The organism is Bradyrhizobium sp. UFLA06-06, from assembly GCF_054820065.1.
Genome location: NZ_JADFUD010000066.1, coordinates 15197 through 28400, shown reverse-complemented (window position 1 = coordinate 28400; position 13204 = coordinate 15197). Strand labels below are relative to the sequence as shown.

Annotated in this window: 16 protein-coding genes and 2 tRNA genes; 11 read left to right on the top strand and 7 right to left on the bottom strand. The window is 64.6% G+C overall.

Annotation, left to right across the window (positions count from 1 at the left end):
• Positions 1 to 2: 2 nt before the first annotated feature.
• Together IF803_RS35345 and IF803_RS35340 are read right to left on the bottom strand one after the other, a co-directional pair.
• Entirely contained in the window at positions 3 to 1247 is a 1245-nt protein-coding gene (locus tag IF803_RS35345) for a metal-dependent hydrolase family protein (protein ID WP_461195404.1), read from the bottom strand.
• Positions 1248 to 1269: 22 nt separating this feature from the next.
• Positions 1270 to 2625 carry an MFS transporter gene (locus tag IF803_RS35340; RefSeq protein WP_461195403.1) on the bottom strand — a complete coding sequence of 452 codons (1356 nt, stop codon included), beginning with the start codon at positions 2623 to 2625 and terminating at the stop codon, positions 1270 to 1272.
• 119 nt (positions 2626 to 2744) lie between these two features.
• Here IF803_RS35340 and IF803_RS35335 point away from each other — a divergent pair, with 119 nt between their 5' ends.
• A complete protein-coding gene (locus tag IF803_RS35335) occupies positions 2745 to 3671 on the top strand; it encodes a LysR family transcriptional regulator (RefSeq protein ID WP_461195402.1) in 927 nt (308 codons plus the stop codon).
• A 165-nt stretch (positions 3672 to 3836) separates the two neighbouring features.
• Entirely contained in the window at positions 3837 to 4703 is an 867-nt protein-coding gene (locus IF803_RS35330; RefSeq protein ID WP_461195401.1) for a sterol desaturase family protein, read from the top strand.
• 30 nt (positions 4704 to 4733) lie between these two features.
• On the opposite strand, the gene IF803_RS35325 is transcribed toward IF803_RS35330, so the two are convergent.
• Entirely contained in the window at positions 4734 to 5969 is a 1236-nt protein-coding gene (locus IF803_RS35325; RefSeq protein WP_461195400.1) for a glycosyltransferase family 87 protein, read from the bottom strand.
• A gap of 103 nt (positions 5970 to 6072) precedes the next feature.
• On the opposite strand from IF803_RS35325, the gene IF803_RS35320 reads away from it, so the two are divergent.
• Positions 6073 to 6324 carry a hypothetical protein gene (locus tag IF803_RS35320; RefSeq protein ID WP_461195399.1) on the top strand — a complete coding sequence of 84 codons (252 nt, stop codon included), beginning with the start codon at positions 6073 to 6075 and terminating at the stop codon, positions 6322 to 6324.
• An 873-nt stretch (positions 6325 to 7197) separates the two neighbouring features.
• Here IF803_RS35320 and IF803_RS35315 read toward each other — a convergent pair.
• Positions 7198 to 7283, bottom strand: a tRNA-Tyr gene (locus IF803_RS35315).
• Between the two features lie 309 nt (positions 7284 to 7592).
• Between IF803_RS35315 and rlmB the strand changes: the two genes are divergently transcribed.
• Positions 7593 to 8417 (top strand): 23S rRNA (guanosine(2251)-2'-O)-methyltransferase RlmB, encoded by an 825-nt coding sequence (rlmB, locus tag IF803_RS35310; RefSeq protein ID WP_461195398.1) that lies wholly within the window; start codon positions 7593 to 7595, stop codon positions 8415 to 8417.
• A gap of 60 nt (positions 8418 to 8477) precedes the next feature.
• Here the strand turns inward: rlmB and IF803_RS35305 are convergent, their stop codons facing one another.
• The 3 genes from IF803_RS35305 to IF803_RS35295 all read right to left on the bottom strand — a co-directional run bounded on the left by IF803_RS35305 (position 8478) and on the right by IF803_RS35295 (position 10417).
• A complete protein-coding gene (locus IF803_RS35305; protein ID WP_304557795.1) occupies positions 8478 to 8897 on the bottom strand; it encodes a hypothetical protein in 420 nt (139 codons plus the stop codon).
• Positions 8898 to 8992: 95 nt separating this feature from the next.
• Entirely contained in the window at positions 8993 to 9466 is a 474-nt protein-coding gene (locus tag IF803_RS35300) for a hypothetical protein (RefSeq protein WP_461195397.1), read from the bottom strand.
• A gap of 219 nt (positions 9467 to 9685) precedes the next feature.
• Positions 9686 to 10417 carry a sulfite exporter TauE/SafE family protein gene (locus tag IF803_RS35295; RefSeq protein WP_461195396.1) on the bottom strand — a complete coding sequence of 244 codons (732 nt, stop codon included), beginning with the start codon at positions 10415 to 10417 and terminating at the stop codon, positions 9686 to 9688.
• Positions 10418 to 10614: 197 nt separating this feature from the next.
• Here IF803_RS35295 and IF803_RS35290 point away from each other — a divergent pair, with 197 nt between their 5' ends.
• From IF803_RS35290 to IF803_RS35260, 7 genes are all read left to right on the top strand, one after another.
• Positions 10615 to 11040, top strand: coding sequence for a hypothetical protein (locus IF803_RS35290; protein ID WP_461195395.1), 426 nt, complete (start codon positions 10615 to 10617; stop codon positions 11038 to 11040).
• A gap of 208 nt (positions 11041 to 11248) precedes the next feature.
• Positions 11249 to 11323 (top strand) — tRNA-Thr (locus tag IF803_RS35285).
• A gap of 1 nt (position 11324) precedes the next feature.
• Positions 11325 to 11717 carry a hypothetical protein gene (locus tag IF803_RS35280; protein ID WP_461195394.1) on the top strand — a complete coding sequence of 131 codons (393 nt, stop codon included), beginning with the start codon at positions 11325 to 11327 and terminating at the stop codon, positions 11715 to 11717.
• A 186-nt stretch (positions 11718 to 11903) separates the two neighbouring features.
• On the top strand, positions 11904 to 12161 hold the full coding sequence (locus tag IF803_RS35275; RefSeq protein WP_461195393.1) for a hypothetical protein: 258 nt from the start codon (positions 11904 to 11906) through the stop codon (positions 12159 to 12161).
• 136 nt (positions 12162 to 12297) lie between these two features.
• A complete protein-coding gene (locus IF803_RS35270) occupies positions 12298 to 12543 on the top strand; it encodes a hypothetical protein (RefSeq protein WP_461195392.1) in 246 nt (81 codons plus the stop codon).
• A 174-nt stretch (positions 12544 to 12717) separates the two neighbouring features.
• Positions 12718 to 12906 (top strand): hypothetical protein, encoded by a 189-nt coding sequence (locus IF803_RS35265; RefSeq protein ID WP_461195391.1) that lies wholly within the window; start codon positions 12718 to 12720, stop codon positions 12904 to 12906.
• Between the two features lie 55 nt (positions 12907 to 12961).
• Positions 12962 to 13141 (top strand): hypothetical protein, encoded by a 180-nt coding sequence (locus IF803_RS35260; RefSeq protein ID WP_461195390.1) that lies wholly within the window; start codon positions 12962 to 12964, stop codon positions 13139 to 13141.
• Positions 13142 to 13204 lie beyond the last annotated feature (63 nt).

Here is a 13204-nt window from a genome sequence, read left to right as displayed (position 1 = left end):
CCCTACCCGCCCAGCCGATCGACCTCGGCCTTGCCGGCCTTCATCACCAGCGGGATCTGCTCGCCCTGGCCGAGCAGGCACGTCACGTCGCGCAGCGGGTTGCCCTCAACCACCAAGAGATCGGCGAAGGCCTCCGGCGCGATGCGGCCGAGCTTGCCTTCCATGCCGAGTACCTCGGCGCCGATGATGGTCGCGCTGGCGATCACCGCTTGAGGGCCGAGCAGCTCGGCGCGGATCCGGAACTCGTCGCTCTGCAGCCTCTGCGACGGCCCGAGCAGGTCGGTGCCGAACCCCATTTTCACGCCGGCCTCGCGGTAGATCGCGAGCGAGCGCAGCCCGGCGTCGCGCACGTCGGCGATCTTGGCAACGCTCGCCGCAGGCAGGCCGTATTTCGCGCCCTCGTTTGCCAATGCTTCGTAGGTGACCAGCGTCGGCACCACATAGGCGCCCTGCTCGGCCATCAGACGCGCGGTCGGCAGATCGATCAGATTGCCGTGCTCGATGGTGCGCACGCCGCAGCGTATTGCCCGCTCGATCGCCTCCGCGGTGTAGGCATGCGCCAGCACATAGGTGTGCCGCGCCCTCGCCTCCGCGACGATGGCGCGGATCTCGTCCTCGGAATAGCCGTAAGCGCCGATCGGATCGGTCGGCGATGCGACGCCGCCGGACGCCATGATCTTGATCTGGTCGGCGCCCATCTGCAGCTCCTCGCGCACCGCCTTGCGCACCGCATCGACGCCGTCGACGACGCGCGCGATCGCGCCGACCCGCACGCAGCAGGAGCAGGTCGGATCGGCCAGATAGTCCGAGCGGGCCCGCCCGTCGCCGTGACCGCCGGTCTGGCTGAGCGCGCGGCCGGAGACGAACAGCCGCGGACCGTCGGTGAGGCCGGTGTCGATCGCCTGCTTCAGCGCGTAGCCGGCGCCGCCGGCATCGCGAACGGTGGTGAAGCCGCGCTTAAGCATGCCACGCAGCAGCATGGTCGACCGCAGCGTCACCAGCACGTTGGCCATCCGCGCCTGCTGCGACAAATCGAGCTCGACGGCGACAGCATGCACATGCAGGTCGATCAGGCCGGGCATCAGGGTCTTGCCCTTGAGGTCGACGACGCGATCGGCGGAAGCCTCGATCGGCCTGTCCGACACTTCCTTGATCAGGCGACCCTCCACCAGCACGTGGTGGCCCTCGAGCAGATCGGACCGCAGCGGATCGAGCAGCGCGGCATTCTTGAAGAGGATGGTGGACATGGTCGTCTCCTGGCCTGCGTGATCACGCAGCCTTGCTTGCAATGTCTTCCAGCGACCGGCCACGCGTCGGCACGCCCATCAGCACCACTGTCAGCGCGCCGATCAGGAGGACGGACGTGGTGACGCCGAACACGCCGGCAAAGCCGAAATTCGGATAGAGGTAGCCGACCAGGATCGGCGCCACGATCGCGCCGATGCGGCCGATCGCGGATGCGAGCCCGGCCCCCGTGGTCCGGATCGATGTCGGAAACACTTCGGCCGTGTAGGCATAGACGCCGGCATAGGTGCCGTTCATGAAGAACGACAGCAGCAGGCCGGCCGTCATGATCTCCGCATCGCTCTTGGCAAAGGCGAGCCCGAGCGCGCTGACGCCGCCGAGCAGCATATAGGTCGCAATCGTCGCCTGCCGTCCGATCCGTTCATTGAAGAAGGCGGCGGTGAAATAGCCCGGCACCTGCGCACAATACATCGCGAGCGAATAGCCAAAACTCTTGGTGATGCTCATGCCGTTCTGCACCAAAAGGCCGGGAATCCAGACGAAGAAGGAATAGTAGCTGAAGGTGATCGACAGCCACATGATCCAGGTCATGGTGGTGATGCGCGCCTGCCGTCCCGCCAGCAGCGCGGCAAAATTGCTCAACAGCGTTCCCGACGATGCGGCGGGGGCGGCCGGCTCGGCGACCGCAGGCGGCAGCGCGCGGCCCTCGCGCGCGAAGCCGGCCTCGATCCTGTCGAGCACCGCTTCGGCCTCCTTCGCCCTGCTCCGGCTTTCCAGCCAGCGCGGCGATTCCGGCAGCGATCTCCGCCACCACAGCAGCATCACGACAGGCACGGCCGTGATGACCAACACGATGCGCCAGCCGTTCTCGTAGGCGGGCACGATGAAATAGCCGAGCAAGGCGGCGGCGACGAAGCCGAACGAGAAGAAGCCCGCCAGCGCGCCGGTGAAGGCGCCGCGGTAACGCCGCGCCACGAACTCCGCGAGGTACGGCGCGATGATCGCGCTCTCCGCGCCAGTGCCCATGCCGGCGACGACGCGCGCGGCAAAGAACGCCGGCCAGCTATCCACCGCGGCGCTCACCAGCGAGGCCGCGCTGTAGAGCGCGAGCGCCGACATCATCACCGCGCGGCGGCCGATCAGGTCGCCCAGCATCCCCGCGAGCAGCGCGCCGAACAGATAGCCGACGAAGGTGCTAGAGCCGAGCACGCCGGTCTCGACATTGGTCAGCCCCCACGCGGTGCGCAGCACCGGCAGGATGAACGCCAGCACCGCGGCATCCATCGCGTCAAAGAGATAGCCGAGGCCGCCCATCAGCAGCAGGTGCACATGGAACTGCGCGAACGGCAGGCGCTCGATGCGCGCCGAGATCATCGACATGAAAGTCCCCCCTCGCCCCGCGGTCGGCACGCGCCACAGGGGCAGCCGGGGAATGATAGACAAACCAATATTATCCGAATAATTTATAATCGTTATCTGGCACATCACCATTGTGAATATTGCTCGTGTCCTTCCGCACGCTCGACCTCAACCTGCTGAAAGTCTTCGAGGCGCTGATGACCGAGGGCAGCGTCACGCGCGCCGCCAGCGCGTTGACCATGACGCAGCCCGCGGTCAGCAACGCGCTGGCGCGGCTGCGCGACGCGCTCGGCGATCCCCTGTTCGTGCGCACCGCGAGCGGGATCCGCCCGACGCAGCGCGCCGTGGCGCTGTGGCAGCCGATCGGCGATGCCCTGGAACATGTCCGCCACGCGCTCGACGGGGACGCCTTCGATCCGCGACAGACCCAGGCCGAATTCATCCTGTCGATGTCCGACTACGTTGCCTCGCTGGTAATGCCGCGGCTGCTCAACCGCTTCAGCGAAGTGGCGCCGTCCGCGCGCATCCACACCGTGCCCAACACCATCCTGGAGATCGGCGACCGGCTCGAGGACAACCGCGTCGATTGCGTGCTCAGCGTCTATGTCAACGAGGCGCAGCAGCCGCCGGCCGTGATCCGCTCACGCTCGCTGTGGACCGTCGAATATGCCTGCATGATGCGGCGCGACCATCCGCTGGCCAGGCAGAAGCGGCTCAACACCCGGAGCTTCCTTGCCGCCAAGCATGTCGATGTCAGCCTCGCCGGCAAGACGCTGCCGACCTACGACCAGTTTCTCGCCTCGCGCGGGCTGTCGCGCAATCTGGTCGCGACCGTCAACCACTACAACGCCGCCTACGAGATCGTGCGCCAGTCCGACCTGATCGCGGTGCTGCCGCGCGATCTCAGCGCGCAGTCCCGCCACGCGCCCCATCTGCATGCGGTGCCGGTGCCCCTGCCGGCACCGCCGCGCATCGTCAGCCTGTTCTGGCACCAGCGCAACGACACCGTCCCCGCGCAGCGCTGGCTGCGTGAGACGCTGGTGGAGATGTTCGCAAGAATGGAGTGAGGGGGTGGGATTGGCGCATGCGGACTAACCCGGCTCCCAGCGACCCGTGATCCCCGTAGCGGCACGGGGATGCTGATTAACGCTCCCACAACTCGGGTTTCGTTTCCGATTGACGCCATCGGGGACCGAGGTGGTAGGCTGTCGTTATTTCACGTGGCCATTTGAATGCGCGCGTTATTGGAACAATACCAGCTTTTGCTGGCGCCCCTGATCTTCGTGCCGTTCGAGCAACTCTTTGCAGCGAGGCGGCAGAAGATCTTCAGGCGTGGTCTTTCGACCGATATGGCCTTCCTGTTTCTCAACGGCTGGCTGGTGTTCGTCGGCGTGACCGCGATCATCGCAGTGGCGACGCTGGTCAATCAATCGATCCTGCCCTCGCCAGTCAAGCAGGCGGTCAGCGATCTCCCGTATTGGGCTCAGGCGCTCATCGCGATCGTGATCGGAGACCTCGGCATCTACTGGACCCACCGCATCCTGCATGTCGTGCCCGCCATGTGGCGCATCCACGCCGTTCATCACGCCGTCGAAGAACTGGACTGGCTCGCCGCGATCCACCAGCACCCGCTTGACGTGACCTTCATGAAGGTTGGTTCGCTGTTTCCGCTGTTCGCGCTCGGTTTCTCCGCGGAGGCGATCGGGACCTATCTTGCGATCTACTACTGGCAGTCCTGGCTCGCGCACGCCAACGTGCGCCTGGGCTACGGCCCGCTGCGCCGCATCCTGGTATCGCCGGAGTTTCATCACTGGCACCACAGCAGCGAGCGGGAAGCCAGGGACAAGAATTACGCCGGGCTGTTCTCGTTCTACGATGTGCTGTTCGGCAGCCTCTATCTTCCGGAAGGACAGAAGCCGACGGCATTCGGCGTCGATCACCCGATGCCCACGAGCTACCTGACGCTTTTGGCCTATCCATTCATCGCCTGGGCCTCGATGCTCAAGCGCGACGATTCGTCGAGCACCCGGCACCCGGTTGGCGCGGAGGCTGTGCCCGGCACGGCCACACCGCCGGCGCACCAAGACGGCCGATCCTGATGATCTTCGCGACTGTTCGCGATCGGGACACTAGCCTCCGACCGTCGCAGATTTTCGCAACTCCTCGCCCGGAACTGTCTCGCCGGCCTCTTGCCGGTATCTCGTCCAGATCAGCGCGATCACGGTTGCGCACATCATGGGGCCGAGAGGCGTGCGCACGAACGGGAAAGCGTATCCCAATACGAAGATGACGCTGACCGCGATCCGGAAGGCGCTTCGACCCGAACGCGACGCGAGGCGGCCCGCGGTGTCGTTCATGAGAAAGAGCAGCGCGACCACCAGGATCGGCATATCGTAGATCGCGAAGTAAGGAGAAATCAGCGGCGTTGCCGCCAGCAGGCTTGCGGCCTTTACGGCGAAGCTGACACGGCCGCGCCACAGGATCAGCACCCCGATCGCAACCACCGATGCGATCGCGACGTGGAACGCCATCGCCAAACCGTAGCCAAGGCCGGCGTCTCGCAAGAGCCCATAGATGCTCTGAAGTTTGTACCATGGCAGCGCGCCACTGAGGTGAAATTGCGTCGTGGCGAAGGTGGCGGCGGCGCGGAAGCCATCGAAGGTATCCCAACCGAAGATCAGCCCGGCGAGCAGCAGGAGGACCGGAATCACCAGGGCGGCGGTGATGACGACGCGCCAACGCCCGGTGGCGATCAGCACGAAGGGAAGCAGCACGCCATATTGAGGTTTGAAGATGAGCAGCGCGATCAGGATTCCACTGAGAAGCGGACGCCTGTCCAATGTCAGCAGGATGCCGCTGAGCAACGATGCGGCGAGCAGTGCGCTTTGGCCGGAAATGAAGTCATAGAATACAGGCGGAGCAACGAGTGCCAGCAGCAGCGCGCCGAAGCGTGGCCGGATGGCATAAGCGACAAGCAGCCAGCAGGACAGCTTTGCCGCGCTCCAGACCCAGAACGCAACCGGAAACGGCAGCAGCGCCAGCGGCGCCAGAACCAGGAAAAACACCGGCGGATAAAAGAACGGAACCGGCACCTGATCGTAAGGATACGGAGCGTGATTGAGGGATTGCACCCGGAGAACAAGTTGCTGATGCAGCTGCTCCCAATCGTAGGCCGCCGCCGCATGGCCCTCGAGCGCCATCGCGCCCGCGCCCCAGAAACATGAAAAATCAATTCCGGCCTGGCCGCCACCACCGAAAAATGCCGGTATCGAAACCAGGATCGAGACGCCAAGCAAGATGACGCAGGCAACCATCAGCGCCGGGTCATCTCCTGCAGAAACGTCCCAGTGCAAAATCTTCTTCATATCGTCTGAAACGGCTCAATCATGAAATGGCGCAATCTATCATTTCACTCGCGGGCCGAGCAATGGAACGCCGGCGGCGGCCGGAGATGTTTGCGCGGATAGGGTGAAGACGCAGGCGCCCGAGGGTAAGACCGAGGTTTTCATCTGGGACGATCTGATGCCGGGCTTCGGCGTCCGCCTGCGGGCAAGCGGTGCCAGCTCCTATGTTGCACGGTGGCAGATCGGCACCCGGCAGGGCCGGGAAACCATCGGCCGGATCGCTGTCCTCGATCTCGAAGCCGCCCGCGAGAAGCCCGGCATACCCTTGGCCTTGTCCAAACTGGCAAGAACCCAAAGGCCGCCCAGCTTGAGATGAGATTGCGATCGGCTGCTATTCGGCGCACTACCGCTACTCGAAAAGAAATATCGCGGCTTCCCGTATTATCCTGGTGCTTTTAGCTCTCGATCCGGCCCATCCAGGAGGCGTTGGAAGCGCGCTCTGCGCCACGCCTCAACCCGGCGTAGTCGGCGCAGCATGGATGGCTGCACACCAATTCTGACAAGCTCGTACTGTCGCTACTGGGAGGTCGCCGGTTTGAGAACTGGTTCTTTGGCTCTGGTCTCTTCAGCCTTGTCGTAGTGCTCCAAGGCGAGAAGGTGCAGATGCACTACCCTGCGAAAATCCGGTTCGACAAGGGCCATCCGAGATGCAATCTCGGCTTGTCGCAGATGATATTCAGCCGATGGCAACGTCGCCGTCTCCCCGCAAGCTTTAGAGGGTTATCTCGGTGCGGCCTTGATCACGGGCTCGCCGTCGTAGCTGGCTTCGCCCCCATGCCGCTTTGATCTCAAACACGGCAACGATAGCGGACCACAGAGCCAAACCCGCCACGCCCAACATGAACAATGTCGCTTCGGTCATTGGACAAACCCGTCATGTGCCCTCGCCTCAGCGCAGTAACGCGGTCCCTGATCTCCGGGGCTGGCGGATGAACCATCAGGGACCGCGCGCCGCGCTGACTATTCCATAAGCCGTGAACAGCGGGAAACGTTCCGGCCAGACCCGGAGCATCACGAACGCCGCCTCGTCCCCGGCTACCGGGCTCCCCTGTGCGATCGTCCGGATCACGCCGAGGAGCGATGGCCGCTCAGCGGCTCCCTGACGGGCCCCTACAGGCTCCCAATCTTTCCACCATTCGAGGCGATCAGGATGACGTGGAAGGCAAGCGATGTAAGTGACTGATTTGATTGGTGGGGGAGGCAGGACTCGAACCTGCGAAGCCATGAGGCGGCTGATTTACAGTCAGCTCCCTTTGCCACTCGGGACACTCCCCCGTCCAACAGCATCAGACCGGCCGCGCGAGTGGCGGTGGACCGGGTCATCGAAATGACGCTGATAACCGGCCGACCCGAAGCGGGTGCGCGGTCGGGCGCGTTTATGGGGGAAGGCGGTCCCCAGAGTCAACCAAGCCAGCGGTCTATTTGGGATACTTTTGCAGGCTCGGGCGATCTCTGTTCCAAAGGAGTGAGTCTTGCGGCTAGATTCTTGTTTTGTCGCGTTTTCTTCGCGCGAACCGGACCCCACTTCGCTCGAAAACGCTGTGCAAAATTGCCAATATTCGGGAGCCGTGACACAAGCCTCACATGAGCGATCGCGACCGCAAACCCAATTTCCGAGGCAAGGGCGGTAAACCCTTCCAAAAAGGGCCGAAATTCGGCCGCCCGCCGGCCTGGCGGGATCGCGAATCCGGTTCCGACGGGCCGGTGATTCTCTATGGCTGGCACACGGTGTCGGCCGCGCTTGCCAACCCCGACCGCCATATCCGCAAGCTTTACCTCACCGAGAACGCGGCCAAGCGCCTCGCCGACGAAAACATCGCGACCCGCGTCGCCCCCGAGATCGTCCGGCCCGGCGACATCGACCGGCGCCTCACCCCCGATGCGGTGCATCAGGGCCTCCTGGCGGAGGCCGATCCCCTGCCCTCGCCCGGCATCGACACGCTGGCGCTGGAGGGCATCGTGCTGGTGCTCGACCAGATCACCGATCCGCACAATGTCGGCGCCATCCTGCGCTCGGCCGCGGCGTTCGCGGTGAAGGCGATCGTCACCACCGCCCGTCACAGCCCGGAGGCGACCGGCGTGCTGGCGAAGTCCGCCTCCGGCGCGCTCGAGCTCGTGCCTGTTGTCACCGTGCAGAACCTGGCGCGCGCGCTGAACGAGCTGAACGAGCGCGGCTTTCAGACCGTCGGCCTCGACAGCGAGGGCACCGAGGATCTCGGCAAGGCCGCGCTGCAAGCGCCGCTCGCGCTGGTGCTCGGCGCCGAAGGCAAGGGCTTGCGGCAATTGACTCGCGAGACCTGCCGCCTCGTCGCCCGCCTCGACATGCCCGGCGAGATCAAGAGCCTCAACGTGTCGAACGCCTGTGTGCTCGCGCTCTATATCGGCGCCAGCCGGCTCGGGCTGATGTGAACGACAAACGCCCGCTCGCGTGACGCGAACGGGCGTTGATGTCTTCGATCGATCGCCGGATCAGTAGTAGCGGCGCAGCACCGGATGGCCGTAGCGGCCGTAGCGATAGCCGTAGTGCGAACGGTAGCCGTAGTGATGGCGGTAGCCGTAGTGACGGTAGCCATAGCGGCGATAGCCGTAATACGGGCGGCCGTAGCCTTCGCGGTAGTACGGGCGCGGTGCCCAGTTGCCCGGACCGGTGTAGGTCGGTCCCTGGTTGACGTAATAGTACTGCTGCGCCGCGCTGGGATAAGCGGCATCCGGGTCGGGCAGACGTTCGACGGCGCCGTAACCGTAGCCGTAGCCGTAGCCACCGCAACCACCGCAGCCGTAATTCACGATGGGCGCGGAATAGCCGCAAGGGTTGAAACCGCACGCCATTGCGGGCGCGGTCAGCATGACGGCCACCGCCGCAATCAGTCCTTTGATCATTTGACGCATTACTCTCTCCTGTAGGTCTCTCTGTTCGTCGCGTAGCTCTTGATGGCTATTCAGGACCCCCGTTTCGCGGGGCTCTTGATTTCGGGCAGTCGATTTCAGAATCCTCGGGGTCGCGGTGGCCGCGGGAACGGGCGCGGCAGCGGCCGCGGCCCGTTGAACTCCGGCGCGTAGATCACCGGCGGCGGATCGACCGGCACGTTGGACTGTGCCGGCAGCGGAGCCGATTCCGCGCCCCACGATTGATGATAGCTCTCGGCCGGCTTGGGCAGGCGGCGGTTGGCCGGCGGCTCGATCTCGAGGCGGCCGTAACCCGGCATGCGGCCGAGGCTCGGATAATAGTGGCCGACATTCGGCTGGGGATCGATCGGGCGGCCGCCATAGACGGTCGGCACCATCGACTCGTTGCGAGCGAGCCCCATCGCGCTTTCGATCACGGCGTAGGAGGCGTCGACGCCGTTAATGATGATCGGCACGCCGGGCCGCACCGGCACGACAATGTCGAAGCCGCCGCCGGCCAGCGCCGTCGAGCTCATCGCAGCCAATATCGCCAGCGCAAGACTTGTGCGCATGTTCACCCAGCGTCCCGAATTGTTTCACCCGCAACCTAATCCAACGGCTTGGCGGAAGGGTTAAGGACGCCGGCCAAACTGACGGTAAGCCTAACGCGTAAGCATCGGCATCCGGTCAATGCGGCCGTGCGGAATCAGAAATCGTTAACGGGCGGCCGGGAGCATGATCCGGAAAACTGCGAAGCGGTTTTCATGCTCAAACAAGGAGGCGCCTACCCGTCAGGTGAAGGCGTTCTCGACGATCGAGTGGACGCCGATCGCGATCGTGACCGCGCCGACCGCCATTTGCAGGCCGCGATTGGCCCAGGTCAGCCAGCGCGCCGAGGCTGCGAGCGGCACCGCGATCACGCTGGACAGCACGCCCATGCCGATCATCGATCCGATGCCGAACAGCGCGACATAGCCGAGCCCGATCACCGGACTTGGGGCCTGCGACACCGTCAGCACCAACAGCGCCGCCGAGCCGGCCATGCCGTGCATCAGGCCGACCAGGAGCGTGCGCCAGCGGAAACCGTGCGCATGGCTGTGCGCGGCGCGGACGTGCGGCACGGTGGACGCAAGCGCCACGGTGGACGTGGCCGCCACGGCTTCACCGGCATGGCTGTGGGCGTGGAAGTGCGTGGTGCCGTCGCCATGCGAATGGGTGTGGAAGTGCACGCGGTCGCGCCACAGCCGCCACCACACATGCGCGCCGAGGCCGACCAGCATGATGCCGACCGCGGTCTCGATCGGCTGTGCGACCGTTTCCGGGATCGCGCGCCCGAGCAGGATCGCGGCGCCGGCAAAGATGAACAAAGTGAGCGTGTGGCCAAGTCCCCAGGTCAGCCCGTGCTTGACGATGTCACCGACATGGGTGCGGCGAGCCGCGATGCTCGATACCGCCGCGATATGATCCGGCTCCAGCGCATGCTGCATGCCGAGCAGAAAGCCAAGACTCAAGATTCCGAACATCAATCCCCCGCGTCGGCACCGACACCAGTTCGTTCACCGCTCTACACGCAATTCTGGTCAAAGGCAGCATGCTCCGGAACGCATCATGCGCACGGGCCTGCGGAACTTCACACTGGTTTGAACGCAGGGCAAGGCCACGACGGAACGAGCGCTGCACAGCGAAATTAGCCGTTCAGCACGACGAGAGGAGGCCTTGCATGACACACTTCAGAATCCTCGGCGCAGCAGCCCTGCTCGCCTCGGCACTGGCGAGCCCGGCGATGGCGCAACAGACGATCGGCACCGCCGCGCGCTGCTCGAATGCCTGGCCGGACGCCCGATGCCAGGCGATGGCACCAGGCACCCGCACCGCCTATCACCAGCGCATCGATCGGCGGGACCGCGACTGGCAGAGCAGCTACAACCGCTATGACCCCGGCCCGTTCGCGCCTGTCGACGCCGCAGCCCGCGTGGCCGGCGGCGCGGTCGGCACGGCGGCTGCGGTCGCCACCGCCCCGTTTGGCGGCCCCGACTATGCCCGCGCCCCAATCGGCGGCGCCGAATATGCCCGGCAGAACGGCTTTGTCTGCACCCCCGGCACCTGGTTCCGCGGCAGCGACGGCCGCCAGCATCCCTGCCAGTAGCTCAGGTGACAGGCCGATGGCGCAAAGGGCGGCCTGCGGGCCGCCTTTTTGCTGCCAGGCCGATGCGCGCCGAGTGATGGAATCCGGGCCGCACACGTTCCGGCCTTCGAGCTCTGACCCCGGGGGTCCTGGCCTTGGCGGTTCTGCCCTTGGTTCTGGCTCTGGCGCGCCAAGTCTGCTATGCGAGCGCGCAAATCATTCCCAATTCGCCGGCTTAGCTCAGCGGTAGAGCAGCAGTTTTGTAAACTGAAGGTCGGGGGTTCAATCCCCTCAGCCGGCACCAATTGGCTTGGATTTCGGCCATCCTGGCCGCCGCGACACGGCTTCAGTCTGCCGAGATCGACCGCCGGCCACGGCAGCCCCGCCAGCTCGCAGGCGAATACGGCAGTTCCGCGCATGGGGAATCGTGCTTCGATGCTGCGGAGCTGTCCGGAGCATGCTTCTTCGATGCCGACGCCGAAGCAGTCCGCTGCTGCAAATCCCTCGATGATCCCGTGAACGCCGACCGTCCTGCGGCCGATGCTGCCTTCAAACCGAAGTGCCTGGGCATCGCGTCCTCCATCCAGATATGCGCGGCTTTGCGCCGCGCGTCGTTCCCGGCTGCGATTCGAACACGTCGTCGCGATTCAATCAAAGCGCTTCGCTTGATTGCCCACAATGTACAAAGCGAGCCGTAGTATTCCGGTTGTCGGGAGTGCCGCATCGTCGATAGCGCTCAGCGCTAGCCAATGCAACGACCTCTGCGCTTCGCAATGTCTTGCATGAAGCCCTAGCGAGAACGTTGAGTACCCACGCAACGACTACTTGTGATTTTGTTCCCGCTGGCTATTGTTCCCGCACTTTCATCTTTGAGAATTTCAAAAATGAAGATTGTTTTCTGCACCGCGATTGCCTTGTCCACGCTGGCCGTCGCTCCGGCGAGCGCCAGGGAGCGCAACGACAGCCCTCACTCCCAGGCCTGCATGGCCAAGAACGGCTTTACTCTCGATATGTGGCGCGCTCACTCCGCGGGCACCGACGCGCAGGTCCTGAGGTACATCCAGTGTCGGGATCGGGTGTCCGCAGCACAGGCCAAGGCGATCGGCATTCGCAACCATAATTTCAGCGCGGGCTATCGATGAGCCTTGAGGGTGACATGGCCACCGGCACGACGAAGAACGGCACTCGCTTCGTCTGTACCCAACGCTAAGGCACATCGCCAATCCTGATCGGCCGGAAATTGTCGCCGACCAGGCTTCACCATTTTGAGGAATCGCCATGAGATTGCTGGTCCTGCTCGCGACCTTCGCCGCCACCATTTCGGCGGCCACTGCCGAAACCGCTGTCGAGCGCCAATGCGCGTCGGGCAAATGCACCTGCTCCTACATCGCGTCGACCTGCAAGACCTGGAATCGCACCCATGGCGGTGACCTCGCCGTCTGCGACAGCTACCGCGAGAGCTGCCTGCAGAGCGGCCGATGGGACGACAGGAACCGCCACATCGACGTGGTGGTGACGCGCTGAGGCAGTTCGCCCTACCGAACCGGCGCTGCACCGCAGGGCCGGTCCGGAAAGCCGCTGCGACACCTCCCTGGCAGGAATCGTGGGATCCTTCCCGTAGGATCACCCATCCCTCGCCTTGCTTCTGTTCTTGCGGCCGCAAACGGGGTATGCAGAATGTGGGGTGGGACTCTGCCAATGACCTATTTGATCCTTGCCCGAGATGGCACCAGCCAAATCGTGCTGAAGCGCGACAGCGAAGACGCGGCCGAGAAGAAGGCACGCGAGCTGAAGGAGATGGGCTGGTTCGAAGTCGAGGTCCGCGAGGACAAGACGGGGCCGGCCGCAGCGGCCCCGCCGGCGGATCGCCCAGCGACGCTGCAATGACGCCTTGATGAACCTTTGCCGGGTGGCCCTTACAGATATGTGAGGAGCCGCCACCATGTCCGACACAGCACATTACCGCTTCCAATCCGATCAGGCGCGACGGCTGGCCCGGCAGGTGACCGACGCCGCGGTGCGCGAGAAGCTGCTCGAAATGGCCGAGGAATATGGCCGCTACGCCGACCTGATCGAGGCGCGCAGCGCCGAGCAGGTGCCCGCCGCGGCGGCGGCCCATTAGGCTGAATCCTACCCCGCCCCCGCCGGCACACCGGTTCGTCCTCTCCTGATGCCTGTCCTTAAG

Bases quoted from the DNA above. Each gene is read 5' to 3' on its own strand.
- IF803_RS35300 (WP_461195397.1), bottom strand. From the start codon at position 9,466: ATGCGCACAAGTCTTGCGCTGGCGATATTGGCTGCGATGAGCTCGACG.
- IF803_RS35260 (WP_461195390.1), top strand. From the start codon at position 12,962: ATGTCCGACACAGCACATTACCGCTTCCAATCCGATCAGGCGCGACGG.
- IF803_RS35325 (WP_461195400.1), bottom strand. From the start codon at position 5,969: ATGAAGAAGATTTTGCACTGGGACGTTTCTGCAGGAGATGACCCGGCG.
- IF803_RS35330 (WP_461195401.1), top strand. From the start codon at position 3,837: ATGCGCGCGTTATTGGAACAATACCAGCTTTTGCTGGCGCCCCTGATC.
- IF803_RS35305 (WP_304557795.1), bottom strand. From the start codon at position 8,897: ATGCGTCAAATGATCAAAGGACTGATTGCGGCGGTGGCCGTCATGCTG.
- IF803_RS35345 (WP_461195404.1), bottom strand. From the start codon at position 1,247: ATGTCCACCATCCTCTTCAAGAATGCCGCGCTGCTCGATCCGCTGCGG.
- IF803_RS35290 (WP_461195395.1), top strand. From the start codon at position 10,615: ATGACACACTTCAGAATCCTCGGCGCAGCAGCCCTGCTCGCCTCGGCA.
- IF803_RS35265 (WP_461195391.1), top strand. From the start codon at position 12,718: ATGACCTATTTGATCCTTGCCCGAGATGGCACCAGCCAAATCGTGCTG.
- IF803_RS35275 (WP_461195393.1), top strand. From the start codon at position 11,904: ATGAAGATTGTTTTCTGCACCGCGATTGCCTTGTCCACGCTGGCCGTC.
- IF803_RS35295 (WP_461195396.1), bottom strand. From the start codon at position 10,417: ATGTTCGGAATCTTGAGTCTTGGCTTTCTGCTCGGCATGCAGCATGCG.
- rlmB (WP_461195398.1), top strand. From the start codon at position 7,593: ATGAGCGATCGCGACCGCAAACCCAATTTCCGAGGCAAGGGCGGTAAA.
- IF803_RS35340 (WP_461195403.1), bottom strand. From the start codon at position 2,625: ATGTCGATGATCTCGGCGCGCATCGAGCGCCTGCCGTTCGCGCAGTTC.
- IF803_RS35270 (WP_461195392.1), top strand. From the start codon at position 12,298: ATGAGATTGCTGGTCCTGCTCGCGACCTTCGCCGCCACCATTTCGGCG.